Annotated in this window: 1 protein-coding gene; it reads right to left on the bottom strand. The window is 59.1% G+C overall.

Going from position 1 to position 2,139, the window contains the following annotated elements; translation table 11 throughout:
• Positions 1-2,114: pyruvate dehydrogenase (acetyl-transferring), homodimeric type (gene aceE, locus CPA45_RS22395; protein WP_096655515.1), on the bottom strand; the 2,114-nt coding region annotated here is incomplete at its 3' end.
• Positions 2,115-2,139 lie beyond the last annotated feature (25 nt).

The raw sequence follows: 2,139 nt of genomic DNA, 5'->3' as shown, positions 1-2,139 counted from the left end.
TCAAGGGCGGGCTGCTCGTAGTTTTCGTTCATGACGGTGAGGTAGTAGAAGCAGTTCTCTTTGTCGGAGAACATGCGCTTCAGACCATCCTGCACGATGACCGCGACTTCGTGGGCGTAGGTGGGGTCGTAGCTGCGGCAGTTGGGGATGGTGGAGGCCTGAATCAGGCTGTGACCATCCTGGTGCTGTAGGCCTTCGCCGTTGAGCGTGGTACGCCCGGCGGTGCCGCCGACCATAAAGCCGCGGGCTTGCAGGTCACCGGCGGCCCAAGCTAAATCGCCGATACGCTGGAAGCCGAACATCGAGTAGTAGATGTAGAACGGCAGCAGGGTGACGTTGTTGTTGCTGTAGGAGGTGGCCGCCGCAATCCAGGCGGACATGGCGCCGGCTTCAGAGATCCCTTCTTCGAGGATCTGGCCTTTCTGGTCTTCGCGGTAGAACATGATCTGGCCTTTATCGACCGGCTCATATTTCTGCCCTTCGGAGGTGTAGATCCCGAGCTGACGGAACATGCCTTCCATGCCGAAGGTGCGCGCTTCGTCGGGGATAATCGGTACGACCTGCTTGCCGAGCTGTTTGTCTTTTACCAGGCCGTTGAGAATCCGTACAAAGGCCATGGTGGTGGAGACTTCACGCCCTTTGGAGCCGACCATTTGCGAGGCAAAGGTTTTGTCGTCGAGGCTGGGGATCTCGAGGGCTGCAAAGTCGCTGCGACGGCTCGGCAGGTAGCCGTTGAGGCGTTCGCGCTGTAGGTGCATGTACTTGAGCTCGGGGGAGTCTTCTTCCGGCTTGTAGTAGGGCACGTCTTTGAGCTGTTCGTCGGTGAGCGGAATGCCGAAGCGGTCGCGGAATTTGCGCAGTGCTTCGTACTCCATGCTCTTGACCTGGTGGGACTCGTTGGCGGCTTCGCCATCGCCACTGCCCATGCCGTAGCCTTTGACGGTGTGCGCCAGGATCACGGTGGGTTTGCCGTTGGTTTGGTTGACCGCTTCGTGATAGGCCGCGTAGACCTTGAACGGGTCGTGGCCACCGCGGTTGAGCTTCCAGATGTCGTCGTCGGAGAGGTCTTTGACCATTTCCTCGGTTTCGGGGTACTTACCGAAGAAGTGCTCGCGGGTGTAAGACCCACCGTTGGCCTTGTAGTTCTGGTACTCGCCGTCGACCGCTTCGTCCATGCGTTTTTGCAGGATGCCTTTTTTGTCCTTCTCGAACAGCGGATCCCAGTGGCGGCCCCAGACGACTTTGATGACGTTCCAACCGGCCCCGCGGAACACGCCTTCGAACTCGTCCATGACGCGGGAGTTACCGCGTACCGGGCCGTCCAGGCGCTGCAGGTTGCAGTTGATAACGAAGATCAGGTTGTCGAGGTTTTCACGGCCTGCCAGGGAGATGGCGCCGAGGGATTCTGGCTCGTCACACTCGCCGTCGCCCATAAAGCACCAGATCTTGCGGTCGTGCATGTTTTTCAGCTCACGGTGATGCAGGTACTTCATCACGTGGGCTTGGTAAATGGCTTGGATCGGGCCAAGGCCCATGGACACCGTGGGGAACTGCCAGTAGTCCGGCATCAACCAGGGGTGCGGGTAAGATGAGAGGCCATCGCCGTCGACTTCGCGGCGGAACTTGTCCATCTGCGCTTCGGACAGGCGGCCTTCCAGGTAGGAGCGGGCGTAAATACCCGGCGCTACGTGGCCCTGGATGTAAATCAGGTCGCCTTCAAAATCGCCTTTGGGGGCGCGGAAGAAGTGGTTGAAACCCACATCGTACAGGGTGGCAGACGACATAAAGCTGGCGATGTGGCCGCCCAATCCCGGGTTAGCGCGGTTGTTGCGAATTACCTGGGCAATGGCGTTGTAACGGATCAACGACCGAATCCGGCGCTCCATAAACAGATCGCCGGGCATTGGCGCTTCGCGGTGAACCGGGATCGTATTACGGTGCGGGGTTGTCACCGAGAAGGGTACCTTCATCCCGTCCCGGCGCAGGCGATCCGCCAGGCGGGTCATCAGGTAGCGGGCACGATCTTCGCCCTCACGATCCAGTACAGATTCCAGGGATTCCAGCCACTCCGTGGTTTCGACCGTATCGAGATCTTCTCTTGTCTCCAGACTCATAGAGGTCTCTCCGAATGACGATAAA

The organism is Vreelandella nigrificans (genome assembly GCF_002374315.1).
Classification (GTDB): domain Bacteria; phylum Pseudomonadota; class Gammaproteobacteria; order Pseudomonadales; family Halomonadaceae; genus Vreelandella; species Vreelandella nigrificans.
This window is presented reverse-complemented; position numbering and strand designations above follow the sequence as displayed.